Annotated in this window: 24 protein-coding genes; 8 read left to right on the forward strand and 16 right to left on the reverse strand. The window is 59.6% G+C overall.

Features of this window, described 5'->3' with window-relative positions:
• Positions 1-15: 15 nt before the first annotated feature.
• Together ACZ9DP_RS20975 and ACZ9DP_RS20980 are read right to left on the reverse strand one after the other, a co-directional pair.
• Positions 16-2,373, reverse strand: a complete 2,358-nt coding sequence (locus ACZ9DP_RS20975) for an EAL domain-containing protein (protein ID WP_476203460.1) — start codon at positions 2,371-2,373, stop codon at positions 16-18.
• A 185-nt stretch (positions 2,374-2,558) separates the two neighbouring features.
• A complete protein-coding gene (locus tag ACZ9DP_RS20980) occupies positions 2,559-3,173 on the reverse strand; it encodes a 50S ribosomal protein L25/general stress protein Ctc (RefSeq protein ID WP_074069038.1) in 615 nt (204 codons plus the stop codon).
• A gap of 374 nt (positions 3,174-3,547) precedes the next feature.
• Between ACZ9DP_RS20980 and ACZ9DP_RS20985 the strand changes: the two genes are divergently transcribed.
• The gene (locus ACZ9DP_RS20985) at positions 3,548-5,017 is read left to right on the forward strand and encodes a hypothetical protein (RefSeq protein WP_476203461.1); all 1,470 of its coding nucleotides are present in this window, start codon (positions 3,548-3,550) and stop codon (positions 5,015-5,017) included.
• A 54-nt stretch (positions 5,018-5,071) separates the two neighbouring features.
• Positions 5,072-5,623 (forward strand): 2'-5' RNA ligase family protein, encoded by a 552-nt coding sequence (locus ACZ9DP_RS20990; protein WP_476203462.1) that lies wholly within the window; start codon positions 5,072-5,074, stop codon positions 5,621-5,623.
• A 93-nt stretch (positions 5,624-5,716) separates the two neighbouring features.
• Here ACZ9DP_RS20990 and ACZ9DP_RS20995 read toward each other — a convergent pair whose 3' ends face one another.
• From ACZ9DP_RS20995 to lgt, 7 genes are all read right to left on the reverse strand, one after another.
• Positions 5,717-6,193 carry a Kazal-type serine protease inhibitor family protein gene (locus tag ACZ9DP_RS20995; protein ID WP_476205435.1) on the reverse strand — a complete coding sequence of 159 codons (477 nt, stop codon included), beginning with the start codon at positions 6,191-6,193 and terminating at the stop codon, positions 5,717-5,719.
• 119 nt (positions 6,194-6,312) lie between these two features.
• The gene (locus ACZ9DP_RS21000; RefSeq protein ID WP_022714222.1) at positions 6,313-7,245 is read right to left on the reverse strand and encodes a ribose-phosphate pyrophosphokinase; all 933 of its coding nucleotides are present in this window, start codon (positions 7,243-7,245) and stop codon (positions 6,313-6,315) included.
• 105 nt (positions 7,246-7,350) lie between these two features.
• Positions 7,351-8,172, reverse strand: a complete 822-nt coding sequence (locus ACZ9DP_RS21005; RefSeq protein WP_476203463.1) for a hypothetical protein — start codon at positions 8,170-8,172, stop codon at positions 7,351-7,353.
• Positions 8,173-8,270: 98 nt separating this feature from the next.
• Positions 8,271-9,422 carry a M24 family metallopeptidase gene (locus ACZ9DP_RS21010; RefSeq protein ID WP_476203464.1) on the reverse strand — a complete coding sequence of 384 codons (1,152 nt, stop codon included), beginning with the start codon at positions 9,420-9,422 and terminating at the stop codon, positions 8,271-8,273.
• A 4-nt stretch (positions 9,423-9,426) separates the two neighbouring features.
• Complete coding sequence (gene pgeF / locus ACZ9DP_RS21015; RefSeq protein ID WP_476203465.1) at positions 9,427-10,221, reverse strand: peptidoglycan editing factor PgeF; 795 nt, start codon at positions 10,219-10,221, stop codon at positions 9,427-9,429.
• Positions 10,222-10,320: 99 nt separating this feature from the next.
• Entirely contained in the window at positions 10,321-11,421 is a 1,101-nt protein-coding gene (locus tag ACZ9DP_RS21020) for a class I SAM-dependent methyltransferase (RefSeq protein WP_476203466.1), read from the reverse strand.
• A gap of 21 nt (positions 11,422-11,442) precedes the next feature.
• A complete protein-coding gene (lgt, locus tag ACZ9DP_RS21025) occupies positions 11,443-12,291 on the reverse strand; it encodes a prolipoprotein diacylglyceryl transferase (protein WP_074069031.1) in 849 nt (282 codons plus the stop codon).
• Positions 12,292-12,484: 193 nt separating this feature from the next.
• On the opposite strand from lgt, the gene ACZ9DP_RS21030 reads away from it, so the two are divergent.
• The 4 genes from ACZ9DP_RS21030 to ACZ9DP_RS21045 all read left to right on the forward strand — a co-directional run bounded on the left by ACZ9DP_RS21030 (position 12,485) and on the right by ACZ9DP_RS21045 (position 14,812).
• Entirely contained in the window at positions 12,485-12,745 is a 261-nt protein-coding gene (locus tag ACZ9DP_RS21030; protein WP_022714228.1) for an accessory factor UbiK family protein, read from the forward strand.
• A gap of 395 nt (positions 12,746-13,140) precedes the next feature.
• Complete coding sequence (locus ACZ9DP_RS21035) at positions 13,141-13,641, forward strand: type III secretion system chaperone family protein (RefSeq protein WP_022714229.1); 501 nt, start codon at positions 13,141-13,143, stop codon at positions 13,639-13,641.
• Between the two features lies 1 nt (position 13,642).
• Positions 13,643-14,461: a pyrroline-5-carboxylate reductase gene (gene proC, locus ACZ9DP_RS21040; RefSeq protein ID WP_194727570.1), complete on the forward strand. Its 819-nt coding sequence runs from the start codon at positions 13,643-13,645 to the stop codon at positions 14,459-14,461.
• 9 nt (positions 14,462-14,470) lie between these two features.
• Positions 14,471-14,812 carry a tRNA-binding protein gene (locus ACZ9DP_RS21045; RefSeq protein ID WP_476203467.1) on the forward strand — a complete coding sequence of 114 codons (342 nt, stop codon included), beginning with the start codon at positions 14,471-14,473 and terminating at the stop codon, positions 14,810-14,812.
• Positions 14,813-15,186: 374 nt separating this feature from the next.
• Here ACZ9DP_RS21045 and ACZ9DP_RS21050 read toward each other — a convergent pair whose 3' ends face one another.
• The 4 genes from ACZ9DP_RS21050 to ACZ9DP_RS21065 are packed head-to-tail and all read right to left on the reverse strand — an operon-like array spanning position 15,187 to position 18,323.
• Positions 15,187-15,768, reverse strand: a complete 582-nt coding sequence (locus tag ACZ9DP_RS21050) for a DUF1349 domain-containing protein (RefSeq protein WP_476203468.1) — start codon at positions 15,766-15,768, stop codon at positions 15,187-15,189.
• Positions 15,769-15,775: 7 nt separating this feature from the next.
• Complete coding sequence (locus ACZ9DP_RS21055) at positions 15,776-17,152, reverse strand: ATP-binding protein (RefSeq protein WP_476203469.1); 1,377 nt, start codon at positions 17,150-17,152, stop codon at positions 15,776-15,778.
• A gap of 28 nt (positions 17,153-17,180) precedes the next feature.
• A complete protein-coding gene (locus ACZ9DP_RS21060; RefSeq protein WP_022714235.1) occupies positions 17,181-17,879 on the reverse strand; it encodes a response regulator in 699 nt (232 codons plus the stop codon).
• Positions 17,880-18,323, reverse strand: coding sequence for a MarR family winged helix-turn-helix transcriptional regulator (locus ACZ9DP_RS21065; protein ID WP_476205437.1), 444 nt, complete (start codon positions 18,321-18,323; stop codon positions 17,880-17,882).
• A 296-nt stretch (positions 18,324-18,619) separates the two neighbouring features.
• Between ACZ9DP_RS21065 and ACZ9DP_RS21070 the strand changes: the two genes are divergently transcribed.
• On the forward strand, positions 18,620-19,513 hold the full coding sequence (locus tag ACZ9DP_RS21070) for a branched-chain amino acid aminotransferase (protein ID WP_476203470.1): 894 nt from the start codon (positions 18,620-18,622) through the stop codon (positions 19,511-19,513).
• Between the two features lie 276 nt (positions 19,514-19,789).
• Here the strand turns inward: ACZ9DP_RS21070 and ACZ9DP_RS21075 are convergent, their stop codons facing one another.
• On the reverse strand, positions 19,790-20,407 hold the full coding sequence (locus tag ACZ9DP_RS21075; protein WP_074069026.1) for a DUF1236 domain-containing protein: 618 nt from the start codon (positions 20,405-20,407) through the stop codon (positions 19,790-19,792).
• A 276-nt stretch (positions 20,408-20,683) separates the two neighbouring features.
• On the opposite strand from ACZ9DP_RS21075, the gene ACZ9DP_RS21080 reads away from it, so the two are divergent.
• On the forward strand, positions 20,684-21,328 hold the full coding sequence (locus ACZ9DP_RS21080) for an MBL fold metallo-hydrolase (RefSeq protein ID WP_239598058.1): 645 nt from the start codon (positions 20,684-20,686) through the stop codon (positions 21,326-21,328).
• A gap of 69 nt (positions 21,329-21,397) precedes the next feature.
• Here ACZ9DP_RS21080 and ACZ9DP_RS21085 read toward each other — a convergent pair whose 3' ends face one another.
• Together ACZ9DP_RS21085 and ACZ9DP_RS21090 are read right to left on the reverse strand one after the other, a co-directional pair.
• Entirely contained in the window at positions 21,398-21,811 is a 414-nt protein-coding gene (locus tag ACZ9DP_RS21085; RefSeq protein ID WP_039846847.1) for a BA14K family protein, read from the reverse strand.
• 145 nt (positions 21,812-21,956) lie between these two features.
• Positions 21,957-22,172: a cold-shock protein gene (locus ACZ9DP_RS21090; protein ID WP_007534130.1), complete on the reverse strand. Its 216-nt coding sequence runs from the start codon at positions 22,170-22,172 to the stop codon at positions 21,957-21,959.
• Between the last annotated feature and the right edge of the window lie 184 nt (positions 22,173-22,356).

A 22,356-nucleotide genomic window follows, 5' to 3' on the forward strand; every position in this document is an offset into this window, starting at 1 on the left:
CCTTCAATGCGCCGATCACGAGGCTTGGGCGACCTCGTTTACCACGGCTGTGAGGTCCTCGATCAATTTTGAGGCATTCTGCGGACGATGGAAGAGGTAGCCCTGACCGCAGTCAAGCCCCATCTGGTGTAGGGTGCGGCATTCTTCTTCGGTTTCGATGCCTTCCGCGATGACGGTGCAGTCCATCTTGTGCGAGAGCGTGGTGATGCCTTCGATGAGCATCCGGCTCTTGTGGCGGACGTCATCATTCGTGTCGTTGATCGACCGGGTGAACGATTGGTCGACCTTAATGATGTCGACGGGGAAGCGGTTGAGATAGCTCAGCGACGAGTAGCCGGTGCCGAAATCGTCAAGGGCGATGCGGCAGCCGAAACGGCGCAGTTCGGTCAGCACCATGCGTATTTGCGGATTGTCGTGCATCAGAACGGCTTCGGTGATTTCGACGACAATTCGATCCGGACGGATGCCGTGCCGCCCGACGAGCCCGGCGAGGCGGGAGGGCAGGGTGACTTCGAACTGCAGCGGCGAGAAATTGATCGCGAGATAGGTATCCTGCATGCCCGGGATCCTGGAGATATTCGCCAGATGCCCGATCGCCTTTTCCATGATGACGTTGCCGACGCGGACGATCTTGGCGGTCTCCTCGGCGACGTGGATGATGCCAGCCGGCGGCATCAGGCCCTTCTGGGGGTGATTGAGGCGCAGGAGCGCTTCGAAGCCGGCGATGCGGCGATCGTCAAGGCCAACGATCGGCTGCAGATAGGCGTCGAACCAATCCTCGGCGAGGCCATTTTCGATGTGGCTTTCGATCTCGGCGCGCGTCCTTGCACTGTCCAGCATGCTGTTGTCGAATATCTGCGCGCCATTCTTGCCGTCACGCTTCTTCGAATACATCGCCATATCCGACTTCTGCAGCAGTTCGGCTGCATTCGACGCATGGCGCGGATAGATGGCGATGCCGATGCTGGCGCTCAGATGCAGGTCGGGGCCGAAAGGCGCCTCGAAGACGGTGGCAATCTGCTCGCACATCGCCCTGGCGCGCTTCTCGCCGTCCTTGGCCGGAAGCAGGATGGCGAATTCGTCACCGCCAAGGCGCGCTGCTTGATCGGAGGGCGCGAGATGCTTGTTGAGCCGCTCGACGAGCTCGCGCAGTGCGCGATCGCCTTCGGCATGGCCCATATTGTCGTTGATCCACTTGAAGCGGTCGAGATCGATGAAGAGGCAGGCAAGCTCCTGGCCAGCGGCGTCGGCTTCGGCGATCTTGCCGTCGAGGGCGGTCTCGAAGCCTTGGCGGTTCAGCAGGCCGGTGAGATGGTCGGTGATCGCCTGGCGGTGGTTGCGGTCTTCCGAGGCCTTCAGTGCGGTCACGTCGGTCATGACCGACAGCGAGAGCTGGTTTGGTCCGGTGGCTGTCTTGGATTCCAGGATCAGCACGTCCATGATGCGGCCGCCTGCGCAGAGGAACTTCACGGTTACGTCCAGTGCCGCGCCGTTCTCGAAACCTTCCTTGCGGTTTTGGAACGCGTCGCGGGTATCGGACGTCACGAGTTCGGAAAATCTGCGTCCGATCACCTCCGCCCTGCCGTAGCCCGTTGCGACCAGCCAATAGTCGCTGACCGCTATGATGCGATCCTCGTTGTCCAGCGAGAAGAGCATGGCGGGCGTGAGGTTATAGATATCGGTTGCGAGGCGGTGGGCGAGCTTCAGTTCCTTCTCCTCGCTCTCCAGCTTCGTTTGCATCTCGTTGAAGCTGCGGGCAAGGCGGCCGATCTCATCGCTTGACTGCCAGTCGACGTGATGGCGCGATCCAAGCTGACGGGTGGCCTCTATGGCCGCGATAAGCCGCATGAGTGGCTGGATGACGAAGAGGCGGTTGCCGATCAGTGCGGTGCCGAAGACGGTGAGCACGGCGAAGATGAAGATCGATATGAAAACGACTTCTTCATGCTTCAGGCCGGAGAAGAGGCCAAGCTTCGGATAATAGACCGCGATGCTGCCAAGGTTCTTCGGACCGTCGACCGTGTTGTAGATGATTGCGCGGGAAACCTGAACGAGCTCGCCATCAAAGGATTTCGGGATGGTCGATTGCGTCACGTTGAGCTGACTGGATTGATCGCGAACCTCGACCTTCACGATCGCGCCCTGCGAAACCATCGTGGCGCTGATCTGCGTTACGCTGTCTTCGTCCAGATCCCAGAGCGGCTTTGCAAGCGCCTGGGAATTGGCAACCAGAAGAACGGAGATGTGGTCGCGTATTTCCTTGTCGGCGCGCTCGGAGGAAAGGAAGAGAAACAATACAAAAAGCGGAGCGACAAATATGAGAAGCGCCCCGCAAACAATCGCAAAAAATCTGTTCTCAACGGAATTGTTCATGGTTCCGTTTTCTCCCCGGGCTCTCGCTTCGCGGCCATAACGGCAAAGAGCGGCAAGTGTAGAAATGCTTGGGGAATGCTTTCACGAATGTGTTAAATGTTGCTGAAGTGGGCTCGCGTTAAAATTGATAAGGCCCGCCTTCCAGGGGAAAGCGGGCCTTATAATTACGAATTGGTGTATGCGGATTATGCTTCCGCTTCGCCTTCGCCTTCAGCCGGAGCTTCTTCTTCAACGCCAGCGGCCGGAGCAACGATCGTTGCGATCGTGAAGTCGCGGTCGATGACCGTTGTCACGCCCTTCGGCAGTGTGACTTCGGAGATATGGATGCTGTCGCCGATCTTCCTGCCGGAGAGGTCGATATCGAAGAATTCCGGGATCGCATCAGCCGGGCAATGAACTTCGATTGTGTGGCGAACGATGTTCAAAACGCCGCCGATCTTCACCTGCGACTTCTCTTCGTTGATGAAGTGAACCGGGATTTCGACGGTGACCTGCGTGTTGCCGGAGACGCGGAGGAAATCCACGTGCATCGTGAAGTCGCGAACCGGATCGAGCTGATAGTCCTTCGGCAGAACCTTGTACTTCTCGCCGCCGACGTCGATCGTCGCAACAGTGGTCATGAAACTACCGGCATGAATGCGCTTCGTCACCTCATTGGTGCTGAGAGCGATAGAAATGGGGGCCTGCTTGTCACCATAGATGACAGCTGGAATCAAACCGTTGCGGCGAAGTTCACGGGCGGACCCCTTACCAACCCGTTCGCGCGCCTCGGCCTTGAGCTCGTAAGTTTCCTGGCTCATGGCTATTCCTTTCGAGGTTATTTGGAGAGTCTCCGTGCGGTATCATCCTTCCGGTGACTGGAGGGGCGTTTGGGCCTTCCTCATCCGCGTTGCCTCCAAGGGTGTCTGCGCGGACGCGTGCGCTATAGTATAAGTGAAGCGGAAACGCAAGGCGACGCGGCCCCTATATCTCGGGTTGCCGGTCAGTGCCAGGATACTGCGAAATAAAGGAATCCTACGCGGTAATACAATAGAGACAGGACCGGTATCAAATTCGGTTTCTAAATGTTGCGATTCAGCAGCTCCAGGGCTTGCCTTTTCGGCAAGCCTGAGTTGACATCCGGCCGCGCACATTCTCACATGACCGCCGATCGACGAGGCGGAGGAGCACATACATGCGGTACAGGCTGATGACGGCGACGAGCGCCGTTGTTCTCGGATTGATGACGGCGGGCCATGCGGCTGAAATCGACCGCGATGGTGCAAACGCCATTCGCGACCATCTCAACAGCCTGCTGCCCGAAGACATTGCCAAGAGCGGCGTCGTCGCCGTCAATCCGGCCGGTGCGCGCTACGAGATCATCTACGACCTGGCCAAGCTGCTTTCCAAGGTCAACCCGGCCGATCTTGCGATCAACGGCCTGAAACCGATTTCGATGTTCGCCACGCCGCAGGACAACGGGCTCTGGAATGTCGAAGGCGACAACAGCCTGAACGTTTCCGGACATTTCAAGGGACCGGACCAGAAGCGCACCGATTTCACCTATTCCATCGCCTCAATGGTCTATACCTCGGTCTTCGATCCGGCGATCAGCTATTTCCGCTCCGGCGATTTCAGCGCCAAGGATATCAAAGTCACGACCGCGACCGATACCGAACAGGTCAATGCCAGCTTCGGCGGCATGAAATACAAGCTTACCTCCGCTGATGGCGCTTCCGCCGACAGGACGGACTTTGCGGCGAACGGCACTTTGACAGCGTTTGCCGAGCAGGTGAGCGGGAAGGAAATGCCGCCGCTCCAGATCACTGCCGATACCATCGATTTCGACGCCAAGGTCAACAGCCTGCCGGCAAAGCAATTGAGGGACATTGTCGTCTTCGCAGTCGACCATGCCGAGGAAAAGCAGATGAGCAAGGAGAGCGAGGAAAAGCTGAAGGGTATGCTGCGCGACGCTTTTCCGCTGATCTCTTCGCTCGAGGAAACCATCACCCTCAACAATCTTGCAGTGACGAGTGCTGCGGGCGGAGGCGGCGCCAAGAGCTTCGGCTACCGCCTGGCTGTAAATGGGCCGAGCAATGCAACGCAGCTTGGCGTTGCATTGAATGCTGCCGACGTCACATTTGACAGCCCGATGGTTCCGGCCGCCTATTCCGCCTTTCTGCCTCAGGTAGTCGATGTGCAGTTCGCCATCCCGGATATGGATTTTGCGGCATTCGGTGATGAATTCATGAAACTTGATCTCACCAAACCGCCGGAGGGCGGGGAGGACGCGGGCAAGAAGGCCGTGGAGCGGCTTTTCCGCGATGGCAGGTTTGTGATCGACTTTTCGAAGGTCAGCGCCAAGTCCGGCGTCTACGACATCGACATATCCGCAAAGGTCGAGAGCCGCATCGATGCGGGCAAGGACGACTATGCGCTGCAGGCCTCCATTCTGGCGCGCGACTACGACAAGACCATCGCGGCGGTTCAGGAGCTTGCCAAGACCAATCCCGAGCTCAATCAGGCGTCCTTCGGAATGCTGATGGTCAAGGGTTTCGCCAAGACAGATCCGGACGGCCGGCAGCGCTGGGACGTGACGGTCAGCCCCGATGGCACGGTGACCGTCAATGGCCAGCAGCTCAAGGGGCCGGATAAGCAGGAATGATTTTGCTGAGCGCCAGGCGACAATGATTGTCACGGCCGTTCTGGGCGCCTAAAAGTGGCCGACAATGGCGTTGGAGGCGTTTCGCGCGTGCCTCATGCGATAAGTCTGAAATGCTTAAACGAGACCGCATTGCCGATAGTCGAGCTTTGGCAGGAAGCGTCGGCGTTCGAACCTGCTCCATCGATGAAGGCCCTAGACTATCCTCCGCATGTGACCTTAGCGGTGTATGAGGATTTTGCGCCCACCGATGTGCTGTCCAGAATTTTAGGCGCTCAATCGGTAATACCCGTGACTTTTTCGGGTATTCGCTATTTTCAAAACGAATTCTTAGTGTTGTGGGCGCGTCCTGTATCGAATGATCGGCTGCTGCAACTTCACGCGGCCGTCCATCGTGAAATAGACCCAGCGCTCTGTCGTGAGCACTATCGACCCGATCGCTGGGTGCCTCATTGCACGATCGCAATGAAGATCCCCGGGTCCATGTTCGAGCCCGCCATCAAGTGGGCATCCGAAACAGAGGCACAATTCTCCGTGACATTCGATGCGTTGGATATTGTGCAGTTTGTGCCAGTCGAGGTCTTGAGCGAAGTCAAGTTGACACCATGACCGCATGCAGTCGCCTTTCCAAACCGCTTTGGCACAGTCGGGCTAGGCGGCCGGTCCTTTGGGCCAACATCATCGCCGGTATCGGGCCGATGATCAGAAGCGGCACTCGCCGCCGCTGATGATCCGGAAGCCTGCATTGCCTGCCTCGCAGGGGTTCGGGAAGGTCTGTGTCTGACGGCCGCGCTGACCGCAGACCGGCGCATATTCGCGCGTGCAGATGCCGCCCGGGCGTTCTGGACGGTCAGGTCTGTCCTGGCGATCCGGCCAGTCGGGGCGCCCGGGACGATCCGGCTCGGGGCGCGCAAAGGGCGGCGGTGCGCGGCGGCATTCGCCGCGGCCGACGATCATGAAGCCGCTGTTGCGGGCCTGGCAGGCATTTCCGAAGGTTTGAAGCCGGCCGCCGCGTTCGCCGCAGACCGGCGCATATTCCATGGTGCACATTTGCTGCTGCGGCGGCCACGGGCGGGGCGGCGGGCGCGATGGACCGGGATCGACCTCTACCGTGCAGGCGGAAAGCAGGGGAATAAGCGCGAGAACCGCAAAGCGCTTCGAGCCGACTGGACATTTCATATTGATTGCCGTCATAGGGCTTCCCATGCAAATCACTTTGCGTGAGACTAGCCGAAAGCGGGCCGCCGAAGAAGACGAAAAATACAACCTTGCCTATCTTTTGCCGACGAGGAAAACTCTCAGTCGAAGAGACTGGAAACAGATTCTTCCTGGCTGGTGCGGTTGATCGCTTCGCCGATAAGGGTTGCGGTCGTGATGACGCGGATATTGTGGGCCGACTGGACGGCGGTGGTCGGCTGGATCGAGTCGGTGATCACCAGTTCGCGCAGCTTCGACGAGGTGATGCGGGTGACCGCGCCCCCGGAAAGAACGCCGTGCGTGATGTAGGCGGTGACGCTTGCCGCACCTTGGGCCAGCAACGCATCGGCGGCGTTGCAAAGCGTGCCGCCCGAATCGACGATGTCGTCAATCAGCAGGCAATCCTTGCCTTCGACGTCGCCGATGATGTTCATGACTTCGGATTCACCTGGGCGGTCACGGCGCTTGTCCACGATCGCCAGAAGACAGTCGAGGCGTTTGGCAAGCGAACGGGCGCGGACGACGCCGCCGACGTCCGGCGAAACGACCATGACGTTGCTGATGTCGTAATTGGCCTTGATATCGCGCGTCAGAACCGGAACGGCGTAGAGGTTGTCCGTCGGGATGTCGAAGAATCCCTGAATCTGGCCGGCATGCAGGTCGAGCGTCAGAACGCGGTCGGCACCGGCCTCGGTGATAAGGTTGGCGACCAGCTTCGCGGAGATCGGCGTGCGCCCTGAGGCGCGGCGATCCTGGCGGGCATAGCCGAAATAGGGAAGAACTGCCGTGATGCGGCGCGCGGACGAACGGCGCATCGCATCGATCATGATCAGCAGTTCCATCAGATGATCGTTGGTCGGAAAGGAGGTCGACTGGACAACGAAGACGTCTTCGCCGCGGACGTTTTCCTGGATTTCGACGAAGATTTCCTGATCGGCAAATCTTCTGACGCTGGCCTTGCCCAGGGGCACATTGAGATAGGTGCAGATCGCTTCGGCAAGATGCCGGTTCGAATTGCCTGCGAAAACCTTCATTTTGGCCCGCCTGTTGTCTGCTGATAGCCGCGCTTTTTAGCCAGCTTGCTTCCGAATGCAAGCGCAAAGGCGCCACAGGCTTTGATATTTGTAAAAAGCCTGTTGCTAACCGTCGCGCGTCTGCCGCCAGGAATTGAACTCGGTGATCGTTCTCGTGGCGATCTGCTGCATGACGGAGGCAGGAACGCCGACCCAGGGATCCTGTGCCGCGGACGGCACCTTTTCCTGTCCCTGGATGCGGTGCAGGCGGGCGCCGCTGCCGTCGAGGATATCCCAGACGTAAACGACGGTCACGTTGCCTTCGTCGGTAAAGGCCGAGAGGTAACCCTTCAGGATATAGTCGCTGCTGGTGTCGTTCGAACTCTTGATCGAGAGACCGTGCGAGCGCGCCTCGGCTCCAAGCTGGCGGGAAAGCGGCGTCACCGCTTGGACGGGAGCACCGATAATCGGCAGGAAGCGAACGGTGTTGCCACCGATTGCGGAGGAGGCGGCAGGATCGATGGCTGCGACCCGTTTCTGCTGGCGGGCAGGGGCCAGATTGCCCATGTCTTCTTCTTCCGCCTGCGCATTGGAAACCGGTTCGTCAAGCGTCCGGCCTTCGACAGGCTGCGAAGCTGCGGGCGAGGGTCCGCGCCGGGCAAGCGCGTCGGCCTGCTCCTGCATTGTCGTCGGCGGCGCGCCGGGGCCGGATCTGTAAGTCTGATTGTTGTATGCCGGGTGATAGCCGGCCTGCCTGGATTCGCCAGCAAAGGCCCGCGGAGACTCTGAGCCTGCCATGCGCTCGACTTCGCGCTGGGTGACGGGTGAGGAGCGGCCAAACGATGAGTCGCCAATATCGACTTGCGGCGTCAGCGCATCGGTGGTGTTGCAAGCGGAAAGCGCGGCCAGGCAGGCAAGGAGCATCGGCGCAGTCTGAGCTCGCGTCATCGCTGTCGTCGTCCTTCCCTCATTCGCATCAGCCCGCCTGATTTATGGGGGCGGGGGCTGTCCGCTGTCAATTCCGGATTCTTGCCGGTGATTACCCGTCATGCGCCGATGAAATCGAGCGAGTGGCGGGAAAGCGTCCGCGGCGCATCCGTCGTCGTCAGGTAGGTCTGGCCAAGCGTCATGGCCGTTCCGGTGTCGGAATCGGCGATGATCATGTGCACGAAGAGCGACATGTTCGGCTCGATCGGCTGCGGATTGCCGACATGGAACATCTGATGTTCCATCCAGGACGGCGAGAAGCGGGCGCCCAGGGAATAGCCGCAGGCGTTCAGCCGATGCCGGGCAAGCCCGCGCTCGTCCATGATCTTCGCATGCATGTCGAAGACGTCGCCGAAGGTGTGCCCCGGTTTCAGCACGGTTTCGATCGCCTGCAGGTTTTCCAGGCAGGCGTTATAGAGTTCACGGTGGCGGTGCGTCGGCTCGCCGATGACGATCGTGCGCATCATGGCTGCGTGATAGTGGGCATAGGTGCCCGCCCATTCGAGCGTAAGCTGGTCGTTTGCATCGAGCTTGCGGCGGCCGGCCTTGTAGCGGCAGAGCAAAGCGTCCGTGCCGGAACCGATGATGTATTCGTTGGCGGGGTAGTCTCCACCACCGGAAAAGACCGCACCCTGCATGGCGGCAAGGATGTCCGCCTCGTCGGCGCCGGACTTGGTCAGCCCGATTGCGGCATCCAGAGCATCGTCTGCAAGGGCTGCGGCACGCTCGACATAGACCACCTCCCCTGGGCTTTTCACGAGGCGCAAGCGGCTGACGAGATAGGAGGCATCGACGATCTGGCCGAAGGTGGAAAGCTGGGCGTCGAGCAGGCGGGCGATTCGCCCGGTCATGCCGTGGGTGTCGTATTCGACGCCGATGCGCGCGCCCAGCAGGTCCATATCGACCAGCAGGTTCCTAAGGTCGAGCGTCGGATCGGCATTGACGCGGTCGACCCAGATGTGGATGTCTTCGAGGATCGACGTGTGCTTGGCCTGACGAAGGTCCGCAGAGCGGGTAATCAGCGACATCGTGCCATCGGCCTTGACCACCAGCGTCTGGAAGAAGCAGTAGCCGAACGTGTCGTAGCCCGTCAGCCAGTACATGCTTTCCTGCGCGAAGAGCAGGACGGCATCGAGCTTTTCCGCGCGCATCTGGTCGGTAAGGCGCGTGAGGCGGCTTGCGAATTCGGCTCTTTCGAAATGCAGTGCCATTCGGTCAAATCTCCCTGATGCTGATCGCTGAAATCTGGCGGCCGTAGTCCGGCTCCTTATTATGTGTGGTGCGCCGGTACGAGAAAAAGCGCTCGCTGTCCGGATAGGTGCAAATGCCAAGGCTTTCGGCCCGCACACCCGCCTTCAGCAGCCGGTCGATGGTCAGCGCCGGAAGGTCGAACATCGCATGGCCCGACTTCTTCGAAGGAATGAAATAGCGCTCGTAAGACGAATCCTGTGTGACGAAGCGCTCGACGAATTCCGGGCCGACCTCATAGCTTGTCTGGCTGATCGAGGGGCCGAGGCAGGCGATGATGGTCCGGCGCTTCGCTCCAAGTCTTTCCATCGCTGCAACGGTGTTTTCCAGGACGCCGGTCAGTGCGCCTTTCCATCCGGCATGTGCGGCGCCGATCACCCGGTTTTCCGGGTCGGCGAACAGGATCGGGCCGCAGTCCGCAGCAAGAATGCCGAGGACGATGCCAGGAGTTGCCGTGACCAGCGCATCGGCTTCGGGGCGCGTACCGTCATAGCTGCTGTCGACGGTGACCGCATCTGGCGAATGAACCTGATGGACTGTCGCGAGCCTTTCCAAGGGCTGGCTGAACCAGGCGGCAACGCGACGGCGGTTCTCCATCACTTTTGCGCGGTCGTCGTTCGAGCCAAGCCCGACATTCAGGCCGCGATAGAGCCCTTCCGAGACGCCGCCCGCCCGTGTGAAATAGCCGTGGCGGATCGCTTCGCCGGCCGCTTCGTTCAACAGCGCGCTTTCGATAGGTGCGGGAGAGGCCGCGTCTTGCATCAGTGATTCCGGGATGTTTGAACGGCGACATTGTCCGCCGGCCCGCCCGGCGAAGCATTCTTGATTGCGCCGGATGTTGGCCCAGGGCCGCGCATCCTGTCAATCCACCGGGCGGAACGGCATGAGATCGACGGCCGGATAGGAGACGGCCATCGCCTTGAAAAGCTCGCCCATCCGGCCCTCACCGGAGCCGGCCAGCCGGTCCACCGCGCTCTGGATGATCTGCTGGGTGCGCGGTTCACGATCGCGGCCGAGAGCGGCGGCGCGCTCGAGAATGCCGAGGCCGATCAGGAAATCCCCCTGGTGCAACGCGCCGTTGAGATGCAGCCCGGCGCCGACAGCGGTCTTCGCAAGGTCTTCGAAATCCACATGGCTCGTCAGGTCCGCTTCGCCGGGATGGGCAAGCGGCGGATCGAACTCGTGCATGCGCACGGCCTGTAGCGTATCGCCGAAGCCGGTGACGAGATGGCCGTAATCGATCGCCAGCGCCGTGCCGCCGAAAGCCTTCAGGCGATCGCAGATCGTCATCATCACAGCCTGCCGGGCCGGCGAAATCTCGAAGAGCGTGCCGGCCGGCGCGGCCTGCGGTTTTTCAGGCAGCAGTGCCGGATCGATGCCGGCGATCCCGGCGGCGAATGTCAGCTCGCCATCGATATCGAGGCCAACCACGCGCTCACGAAAGCCGGTCGGCGTCTTGATGAATTGGCGGATCGGAATGGCGTCGAATAGCTCGTTTGCCGCAATCAGCGTGAAGCCCGGCGGCACTTCCTCGAAATCGGCATGCCAGCTGATCTTGCCCACATGTGCGTCAAGCGTCTGCTGCTGGATACCGCGCAGGCGCTCGCTCGTTTCGACGAGATGAACCGTCATATTTTCGAGAAGCGGCGCGGCGAGACGCTCGATGACGCGCAGCATGTCGGCCATCATCGTCCCGCGACCGGGGCCGATTTCAACGAGGCGCACGCCTGCCGGCGCGCCATGGCGCTGCCAGGCATGCACGACGAAGACCCCGATCATTTCGCCGAAGAGCTGGCTGACTTCGGGCGCAGTGACAAAATCGCCGGACCGGCCGAAGGGCTCGCGGGTGCGATAGTAGCCGTATTCCGGATCAGCGAGGCAGAGCGAAAAATAATCCGTGACGCTGATCGGCCCGTTCGCCTGAATGATCGACTTTATCTTTTCACCGAGTGCGGTCGTCATGATCGTACCGTCCTGACGGGCTCAATGCTGCAAAGCGGCCTGGCGGCGGGCACGCGCCATCGCCCAGATGCCGAGCAGGACCATCGGGAAGGAAAGGACCATGCCCATGGTCAGCCAGTTCGTGCCGAGCAGGTAACCAAGCTGCGCATCCGGCTCGCGGAACAACTCGACGAATATGCGTGACAGCGCGTAGCCGCAGACGAAGAGACCGGTAACAAGCCCCGGTGATTTCAGCGCCCGGAAACCGTAGACGATAAGAGCAAGCGAAAGCAGCAGCACGATGCCTTCGAGGCCTGCTTCATAGAGCTGGCTCGGATGCCGCGCAAAAGGCCCGCCGGTCGGGAAAACGACTGCCCAGGGCACATCCGTAAGTCGCCCCCAAAGCTCGCCGTTGACGAAGTTTGCAATGCGGCCGAAGAATAGGCCGATCGGCACCACGGTAGCGACGATGTCGAAAAGGCTCCAGACCGGAATGCCGTTCTTGCGCGCAAAGAGGATCATGGCGATCGTCGTGCCGATGGTTCCGCCGTGGAAGGACATGCCGCCATTCCAGATCTCGATGGCACGGAGCGGGCTCTCGATCACGGCCGGCAGATCGTAGAAAAAGATGTAGCCGATGCGACCGCCGAGAACGATGCCGAGGGCTGCCCAGACGATGAAGTCGTCGATCTGCGCCTTGGTGATCGGCGAGGCATTGCCCGGCCAAAGCGCATCATTGCCGGCGATCTGCCGGGCATAGAGCCATCCGAGCATGATGCCTGCGACATAGGCGAGACCATACCAGTGAACAGCCAGAGGGCCGATCGAAAAGGCGATCGGATCGATATCCGGAAAGGGCATGATCGAAACAAGATTGGCTGCAGTCGGCAAGGTTTTTCCACCCGTTGATGTGCGCGGAACATGGCGTTGCGATACGAAGCGGTCAAGTCGATTGTGAGGCAGAGCAATGCCCGGAGCGGCTTATCCAGAGCAAAGCGCTTGCATCCTTAACAGCAAAGCCCTACCTCATTCCTTAGGGCTTCAGGCCCATCAAAATCATGTGGTGGGAAGGAGAAAAACCGCCATGACCAGTGGAACAAACCGCATCATGGACGAATTCGCCAAGCTGATGACGGATGCAGCGGGCGCTGCCCAGGGTGTGCGCAAGGAAATCGAGACTGCCTTCAACGCTCAGGCCGAACGCTGGCTGAACACCATGGATGTGGTCAAGCGCGAGGAATTCGAGGCCGTCCGCGAAATGGCGATCAAGGCGCGCGACGAGAACGAAGCGCTGCTTGCCCGAGTCGCCGCGCTCGAAGCAAAGCTAGCTGCAAAAACGAAGTAAATCCCATTCAGGCACAGGGTACGGTGTGGCGCTTAAGCGGCACGCCGCCTCATCGACAAAAAAATCAGGTGTCGTTTTCCACCTGTGGACACTGCCAAAAAAGCCAATACGCAGAGTCGTTTACAACCTCCTTCTGAAATCAAATTCCGAACGGCTGTCCACAGTGCCTTTCCGGAAATGACCGGAGAGGGGCTGGCTTGTCACCGGGGGCATTATACACTGATTTTAAATGATGATTCGAAGCGGACATTGGTAAGCTCCGGGCAGGTTCACTGCGTTAGGTCTGGCAGCGGTTCAACGAACATCCGAGTGGTGGTTCCGGTATTTGCGTGTGTCTTTTCTTGTGTTCGTAAACCCAAGTTCAGTCGCATTCATTCCGGTCAAGAAGGTGCTGCATGAGCCTTATGGAATTGGAATTCGAGCGTCAGTCGAACCCGGTCGACATGATCGAGTACGTCGCCGCCAATAACGACTGGTCGTTTGAGCGGTCGGGCGAGGATGAGATCGCAATGACGGTCGAGGGGAAGTGGGCCGATTACCACGTTTCCTTCTCCTGGATGGAGGAATTCGAGGCGCTGCATCTCGGCTGCGCGTTCGATATCAAGGTTCCAGAAGCTCGCGTCAACGAGGTCACCAAGCTTTTGGCGGCGATCAACGGGCAGGTTCTGATGGGTCATTTCGATCTGTGGCGGCAGGAAGACGTGATCATCTTCCGGCAGTCGCTGCTTCTGGCGGGCGGTGCCGAGCCAACCAACCGTCAGGTGGAAGTTTTGCTTTCCAGCGCGCTCGATACCTGCGAAGCTTATTATCAGGCGTTCCAGTTCGTCATCTGGTCCGGCCTGGATGCTGCCAAGGCCATGGAAGCGGTCCTCTTCGAAACGGTCGGCGAAGCGTAAAATGTCACCATCGTCTTCCGATACAGTCGTTCTCGTCGGCGCCGGCAATATGGGCGGTGCGATGCTCTCCGGCTGGCTGAAGAGCGGAGTGCCGGGATCCTCCGTTGTCGTGGTCGATCCGGGTCCGTCGCCCGCGATGATGAAGATCATCGGCGATGCGGGCGCGACGCATGCCTCAACCGTTCCCGCCGGCCTCAAAGCGGATGTCATCTTCCTCGCAGTGAAGCCGCAGGTGATGGAAACAGTCCTGCCACCGGTGAAAAGCGCCGTCGGATCCAAGACGGTGGTCGTTTCGGTGGCTGCCGGCAAGACGCTGGCGTTCCTCGAAAAGCATCTCGGCGAAGCCGCCATGGTCCGCGCCATGCCAAATACGCCCGCCATGATCGGCCGCGGTGTCACCGGCGCCTTCGCCAATCCGCGCGTCAGCGCCGGGCAGCGCGATCGCGTTCATTCGCTTCTTCGCGTCTCGGGTCCTGTCGAGTGGGTTTCGGCCGAATCGGATATCGATGCCGTGACGGCATTGTCAGGCAGCGGCCCGGCCTATGTGTTCTATCTCGTCGAGTGTATGGCAGAAGCAGGCCGTAAACTTGGCCTGCCGGCGGACCTTGCCATGCGCCTTGCACGGGAAACTGTCGCGGGGGCTGGTGAACTCCTACACCAGTCCCCCGACGACGCCTCGAAGCTTCGCCAGAACGTAACCTCGCCGGGCGGCACGACGGCCGCGGCCCTTTCAGTGCTTATGGCAGAAGAGGGCATGCAGCCGTTGTTCGACGAGGCTCTTGCGGCTGCGCGCGCGCGTGCCGAAGAGCTTGCCGGTTGAGGATGCGCTATGGCTGAAGAAATCACCTACGCCGATTTCGAGCGTGTGGACATTCGTGCCGGTACGATCATTGAGGCCCAGCCCTTTCCGGAAGCCCGAAAGCCGGCCGTCAAGCTGCTGATCGATTTCGGCCCGGAAATCGGCGTCAAGAAATCCTCGGCGCAGATCACTGTTCACTACACGCTGGAAAACCTCGTCGGCCGCCAGGTTCTCGGGGTGGTGAATTTCCCGCCGCGCCAGATCGGACCGTTCCGCTCGGAAGTGCTGACGCTCGGCTTCTCAGACGAAGCGGGTGCGATCGTTCTTGCTGCAACCGACAAGCCGGTGCCGAACGGCAGGAAGTTGATGTAATCCGAGTTTCGGTTCAATTGGCATGCCAGACGTTATCGATACAATACGGGCATGATCAAAGCGACTTGGAGCGTTGAGAAAAACAATCAGCTGAAGGCAATCAGCTGAAGGCTCGCCCGGTCGCCGAATATGCTTTGAAGATGTCGTTGCAGCAATCGAAAACGGCGGGCTTTTGGATGGCGTGGTCATCCCAAAGGTCCTCGCAGACCATGCCGACGTCAACGCGGCGGTCAACATCCTGGCAGCCGGAACACGGCCATCGAAGGCGGTTAAACCCGTCTCCCGAGAACGCGAAAGGGCGGCCTGAGCCGCCCCTGAAAATCCCCGTTTTTTAGGGCGGGAAGATGTTGAAAAAACGTATCGTGCTGATGTGATCAGTGAATGTCGCGCGAGACCGGATCGGTCAGTGTGAAATCATGAAAGATGGCTTCGAAGCCAGAGCGCTGCGGCGAGCAGAATGCCGGGCCGACCATAACCTCCTCAATCGACGGATCGAACCAGGCGAGGCGCGCCATGCGCCATTGGCTGATTCGGTCGGTCCGGTACTGAATGAAAATTGCGTCCCTGTTGCGGGTCACGCGAAGGAAGAGCAGCTCGAATTCGTGCTCGATGCGAAAGGCCGACCAGTCGGAATTGCTATTGGTCACGACGGTGCTGAAGTGTTTTGCGCCGTCGGTATATTCGATTCCGCATTTCATCCAGTGCGCTGAATCTGCTCGGACCATCAGGCCGGCCTGGTCGTACAGCTCTTGATAGCGTCCGGAAAATGTCAATTCTGCCGTGAAGTCGCCCTTGCGCCGGTGATAGAGAAAATGGCCGTCATCACGGTGGAACCCGTAATACGTACCTTGCCAGAAGTCCGTCTTGTCGCCCGATCGGACGTGCAATGCACCCTCGTGAAGCTCCGCCAAGGGCGGAGGATTGAGCCAGGTCATTTCTTTCCGGTCGATTGCCATCTGGAACTCACGCGGGGATGCGGATGGTGGCGCGGAGACCGCCCAGCGGGCTGTCGCCGAGCGTGACATTGCCGCCATGGCTACGGGCGATATCGCGCGCGATCGCAAGGCCGAGCCCGGTGCCGGAATCGTCCAGATTGCGTGCTTCATCCAGACGGAAGAAGGGCTTGAAGACATCCTCGCGGTTCTTTTCGGGAATGCCGGGGCCATCGTCGTCGAAATTCAGCGTCAGCCATTTTGCGCCGTGCTTCGCTTCGATGTTCAGCGTATTCGCATAGCGGCGGGCGTTGGATGCGAGGTTGGTCACCAGGCGCGTAAATGCGTTCGGCCGGACCGAGATCTTGTCTTCGCCTTCGATCGAATAGGTGAGGTGCTTTTCGTGCAGAGCAAAGTCCGTTGCGATCCTTCCGAGCAGTTCGGTAAGCTTTAGTTCTCCGACATCCTCCTCGATCTCGCTGCGCGCAAAGGCCATGTAGGCTTCGAGCATCGACTGCATGTCGTTGACGTCGTCATTCAGTCCTTGCAGTTCCGGGCTATTGCCGGCAAGGGCAAGCTGCAGCTTGAAGCGCGTGAGCACCGTGCGTAGGTCGTGACTGACACCGGTCAGCATTGCGGTTCGCTGTTCGATCTGCCGTTCGATGCGTTCGCGCATCAGGATGAAGGCAAGACCCGCGCGCCTGACCTCGTCGGCGCCGCGCGGATAGAAGTCATCGTGTTTGTGTCCCTTGCCGAAGCTTTCGGCGGCTTGCGCGAGCGTCAGGATCGGCCGAATCTGACCGCGCAGAAAGATGATCGACACGCCGATGAGCACGAGAGAAGCGCCGACCATCCAGACGATGAAAATGTGCGTGTTCGACGCATAGGTCTGGTTGCGCTTGGTCAAAACGCGCAGAATCTTGTCGTCCAGCTTTATACGGATCTCGACGAGGCTCGAGTCTCCCACCGTGTCGATCCAGAAGGGTCGTTTGATCTGGTCGCTGATCTCATCGCTCAGGATGCCGTCGAGGATGGAGAAGAACGGCTTTTCGCGCGGCGGCGGCAGATCTCCGTCAGGCTCGATCGAAATCTGCAGGTTCAACTGCTCGCGGGCGATGCGCGTGGCCTCGCTGTAGTCCGTATCCTGCGGATAGGTTTCGATGATCTGGATGATCGCCGCAATATCGCGGGTGACGGCCATCGACAGGCGTTGCGTCACCATCTGCCAGTGACGCTCCATGAAGACCGCGGCGACGACGGACTGCAGCAGCACCATGGGAATGATGATGATCAGCAGCGAACGGACGTAGAGACCGGTCGGCAGGTGGCGGCGCAGCCAGCGGCCTAATCCTTTCCATCCAGAGGCTGGCGATCGTTCTTCGCGGCGCAGGGAGTCGAAAGTTACCATCACTATCGCGATCCTGACGTTGAGGCCATCAATCGATGCTCAGCCTGTATCCTATACCACGAACCGTCTGGAGCCAGACAGGATTTGCAGGGTCGTCCTCGATCTTGCGGCGGAGGCGATTGATCTGCACGTCGATCGTGCGCTCGCCGACGTCGACGTCGTTGCCGATGAGCTCGTGCCGCGGAATGGTGTCGCCGGCGCGCTTGGCAAAAAGCAGCATGATTTCCTGCTCGCGGTCGGTGAGGCGGATCACCTCCGTCGCCTTCTTCAATTCCTTTCGGGTGAGCGAGAAAGTGTATGGGCCGAACATGATCTGCTCGATCTTCGGCGCGTCCGAGGCGTTGCGGCGCAGGATATTATTGACGCGCAGCACCAGTTCGCGCGGATCGAAAGGCTTCGAGAGATAATCGTCGGCGCCGGCTTCAAGGCCCGCTATGCGATTGTCGGATTCCGCAAGCGCTGTGAGCATGATGATCGGCACGTTCTTAATGGCGCGCAGGCCGCGCGTCACGTCGATGCCGGATTCTCCCGGCATCATCACATCCATGATGATGAGATCGAAGTCGAGCCCGGCGAGCTTGCGTTGCGCCTCGGCACCATCCGCAGCCACGGTCACCCGGAAGCCGTTCTCCGTCAGGTAACGGTTCAAAAGAGCGCGGATTCGGGTGTCGTCATCGACCACCAGCAGATGCGCCGCGTCATCAGAAATGATTGTCTTCCCCGCCATTCAATCCGCTTTCGTTGTTTGCCTGTCCCTCATACCCCTCAGAAATGCCTTTACGCTTTCGCGCACCTCCGGAGCGGCACCGTCGAATGCTCTCTCAATGCGGCGCGATTGCGGCTCCGCCAGAGCGAGCGCGAGTTCGCGCCCGGTCTTAGTCGGATAAAGCTTACGCTGGCGCCGGTCTTCAGGCCCAGCAACCTGACGAATATACCCCGAATCGATCAGTTGTTTGAGCACTCGAGCGAGGCTCTGTTTGGTAATCTTCAATGTATCCAAAAGATCGGCAACGGTCATGCCCGGTTCACGGTTAACGAAATGCACTACCCGATGATGAGCCCGGCCGAACCCGCTCTTTTCCAGGATCGCATCCGGATCAGAGACGAAATCGCGATAGGCGAAAAAGAAGAGCTCGATGATCTCGAAATCGATGATGCCGGTGTTTTCCATCGGTGCGGCCAATGGTTCGCCTTTGGCTACTTTCGAGCTGGTCTGTCGTGCCGCCACGTCATTTCCTTTCTCGTTCTGCGGGCCCCGGGAAACTTTAGCAAAGATATGTCAGCTTTGTTGACACAATTTTACGCCGCTGTTAGCTTCCCCGGACTTTGCGGAGGCGGGACGTTCGTTCGAAACCGGCCCGTCTTTCCTCCCCATACAACGCATATTTCTCCCCACTGCGTAGTGGATAAAACGTAATATGGGCAACAATCAACAGGCATGGCGTGCGGGCGCCGGAGGATAAGAGAATGGCTTCAGTTCCCTTCGACCAGCTGGATGGCGAAATCTGGTTCAACGGTGAATTCGTGCCGTGGAAGGACGCGAAGGTTCATGTGCTGACGCATGGTCTGCATTATGCCAGCGCGGTCTTCGAAGGCGAGCGCGCCTATGGCGGCCGCGTTTTCAAGCTGACGGAGCATAATCAGCGTCTTCACAACTCCGCTGAAATCCTTGGATTCAAGGTGCCTTACTCGGTCGAGGAACTCGATGCGGCAACTATCGAACTGCTGAAGCGCCAAGGTTTTTCCGAGGCCTATGTGCGCCCGATCGCCTGGCGCGGTAGCGAAATGATGGGGATTTCGGCGCAGTCGAACCGCATCAATGTCGCGATCGCCATCTGGCAGTGGGGCAGCTACTTCAATCCCGCCGAAAAGCTTAAGGGCATCCGCCTCGATATCGCCGAATATCGCCGCCCCGACCCGAAGACGGCGCCGTCTTCGTCGAAGGCCGCCGGCCTCTACATGATCTGCACCATCTCCAAGCATGCCGCGGAGGCCAAGGGCTATGCAGATGCGATGATGCTCGATTACCGCGGCCAGGTCGCCGAAGCGACGGGCGCCAATATCTTCTTCGTCAAGGACGGCGTCATCCATACGCCGCTTCCCGACTGCTTCCTTAACGGCATTACGCGCCAGACGGTGATCGAACTCGCCAATCGCCGCGGCTATCCGGTCGTCGAGCGGGCAATCCAGCCAGAAGAGCTTTCGGGCTTCAGCGAATGCTTCTTGACGGGCTCTGCTGCGGAAGTGACGCCGGTCTCCGAGATCGGACCTTATAAATTCACGCCGGCAACGATCTCCGAGACGTTGATGAACGACTACATGAAGGAAGTTTATCCGGCGGCGTCTATCGCGGCCGAGTAAGGTCTCCATCGTACAAAGCCCGGTCGCGCCGTCCGCGCACCGGACTTTGGTTTTGCTGCGCCCGCGCCATCATCATTCCGACCACGGTCGAGGATGCCACCGTGCACGGCAATCAGTTGCGTGATGAACGGAAGCGCTCTTCCATGATTTCCTCCCGGGGCGATCAATGCGGATCACCGCGCAAAAAGCAACCCATACGCGCGGTTCGGTGCGGCAGAAAGCTGCGGGAAACTCTAACGGAATGAGGCGGTCCAACGACCGCCTCACACCGCACGCCTATTGATAGACATAGACGATGCGGCGGGTGCCGGGATCGACAAGCACGGGCCGGTCATTGATGCGCACATAGCGGTATTGGTAGTCGGGAATCTCCTGGAAGGTCACGGTATCCGGAACCTCGGCACCCACGACGACATCGCCGCCCAACTGAACCGTCTGCGTCGGCGTGGTTTCGATATAGGTGCGGACCGTCTCCGGTGGCGTTATCGCTTCCACGGAGCCGACAGGGCCAAGCAGTTCATCGCCGGGCGCGGGCTGCGGATCGGCGGGCACGACGGTTGCGGTCGACTCATAAGTCACAGACGGGACGCCAAGAACGGCCTCGTTCTCTTCGACGATCATCGCGTTGCCTTGGTGCTCGACCTGCAGGTATTCAGCATAGACCCAGCCGCGCATGCCGTTAACATCGACGCGGCACCAGCGGCTGCCCTGGATGCAGCCATCCAAGATGGCCGCAGAGCCGCGCGTTGCGACGCCGACCGAGGGATATTGCGGGCCAGGCCCGGAACGCACGTTGAGGTCGTTGATGGCCGTCGCGCTCATTTCCGCATGGGCAAAGCCAGCGCTCGCGGCGAGCACGGCACCTGCCAGGAAAAGATTTCTCGTGAAGGTCATTCTTTTTCTCCTTGCTTTAGCTGGAGTGAAACGCTTCGTTCACCATCTAGTTCCGCCGCTTGACCGCGCGGGCTGAAATCTGGATTCATCGGAAAATCGCAACGAATTGAAATTTAATAATAAAGCTGGACAGAGCCCGGACATTTCAGAAGCGATGAACTGTTGTTACGATGCGTCTTGAAGGCGTGAGGCAAGGGCGATGCCCGCCAAAAAGCGGCTGGCTTTGATGACCTTTCCGGCTATATCGGAAGCAGGCAGAGACAAGCGAGGCATATCATGGGCATGCTCCAGGCCGGCATCATTCCGGTGACACCCTTCCAGCAGAACTGCACGGTTCTCTTCGATCCGGACACGAAGGAGGGCGTAGTCGTCGATCCGGGCGGCGATGTGCCGGTCATTCTCAAAGCGCTTAAGGAGAACAGCCTGACCATCAAGCAGATCTGGCTGACGCACGGGCATCTCGACCACGCGGGTGGCGCGAAAGAACTGAAGGAAGCGCTCGGCGTTGAAATCGTCGGTCCGCACGAGGACGATCGGCCATTGCTGGAACGGATCGAGATGCAGGCGCAACAATACGGCATTACCGGTCTTCAAAACGTCGTGCCGGACCGCTGGCTGAAGGATGGCGACAGGATTTCCTTCGGTAGCCACGAGTTTGAAGTCTATCACACGCCCGGCCACGCGCCCGGCCATGTCATCTATTTCAATCGCGCCCAGAACTTCGCCCATCTCGGCGACGTGCTCTTCAACGGCTCGATCGGCCGAACCGATCTGCCGGGTGGCAATCACCAGCAGCTGCTGGGTTCGATCCGTGACAAGGTGCTGCCTCTCGGAGATGATGTCGGCTTCATCTGCGGGCATGGCCCTGGCAGCCGCATCGGCGACGAACGACGCGGCAACCCGTTCCTCAGGGGTATCTGATCTCGACAGACGACCAAAACAAAAGCGCCGCCCCATAAGCGGCGCTTTGCGTTTAAAATGGTCCGCGGATCAGCCTGCGGTGCAGAAGTGCTCGCGGCCGTCGTTGCCGACGAAGGTACCGCTTCTCGGATCGAAGCTGCGGTAGCGGTAAGAGCAGTAGCGCTCCCACTGCGGCGTCCAGGGCTCGATATCAGCGCGGACAGGGGCGTAGTAACGCGGCGGTGCGCGGTAAACCGGCACGGCTTCATATTCCGGCTCATAGGGCGGATCGATATAGCGCGGCTCTTCATAATAGCGCGGCTGATTGGCGATGGCCGAGCCGACGATCAGGCCGGTTGCGAGACCGACGGCGCCGCCGACAAGCGCTGCGTCGCCATTGTGATGGCGATGCCAGCGGTCACGGGCGGATGCTTCGCCGATTACAGAAAGGGTGAGGGCTGCGGCAGTAGCAGTCAGAAGAAATGTCTTGGCGAGCCTGTTCATGATCATATCCTGTTCTTTGAACCCCGTGAGCGGTTCCTGCACCGTGATGATGACAACATAGTGGCGGTATCTGAACGGACGCTGAACGACAAAACCCGGCATAGCTGCCGGGCCTCAACTCGAATTCGACGGCCTTGTGGAGGCCTCAGCCCGCAATCTGCAGATTGACGGCCTTGGGGCCCTTGCCGCGACGATCCGGCTCCGTGTCGAAGCTGACCTTCTGATTTTCCGTCAGGCCGGCAAGCCCGGAAGCCTGAACGGCAGAAATGTGAACAAAGATGTCGGCGCCACCCTTATCCGGCTTGATGAATCCGAAGCCTTTGTCGGTATTGAAGAATTTTACAGTGCCAGTCTCGGCCATGCGTCAGGTCCTTTTCTCTCTGCCCGCCATCCACACGGGCAGCATCAACTATGTCCCTTGCGGGGCGTTGGCAGGCAATTCTTGAAATTCGAGAAAAAGGTCCCCTCTACCTCGGCCTGTCTCATGACGGGATTATTCCCCATCTTGGCGAGACCGGCTGACCGGAATATTAGCGTTTCCGGCG

Source organism: Rhizobium sp. USDA 4016, assembly GCF_056279705.1.